This window comes from Lysinibacillus sp. RU7, assembly GCF_057837305.1.
This window is the reverse complement of the sequence record NZ_JBYQFK010000309.1, coordinates 1-236: the sequence shown is the minus strand read 5'-3', so window position 1 is coordinate 236 and position 236 is coordinate 1. Positions and strand designations below refer to the sequence as shown.

The following is a 236-nucleotide window of genomic DNA, read 5'->3' as shown; positions in this document are numbered from 1 at the left end:
CGTGGCAGGCCTGAGCAACTCGAACGTGCCCGACACGTCGCCGCGGTCGAGTGCGGCAGTGACCGCCTTCATCTGATCGGATCTGGAACGCAGATTCTCGGTGATATGGGCTGTGACGACACCGGCTCGCTGGCTCGCTTCGAACGGCTTGCCGGCTGCGATCGCGGTCAGCTGGCGAGTATCGCCGGTCTGCACGACGCGCGCGACGCCCGTGATATTGGCAAGCCGCACGATCC

The 236-nt window shown here is 65.7% G+C and carries 1 protein-coding gene; it reads right to left on the bottom strand.

The features are described 5' to 3' along the window. Positions 1-236: AAA family ATPase (locus tag AC3II9_RS22505; protein ID WP_489158996.1), on the bottom strand; the 236-nt coding region annotated here is incomplete at both ends.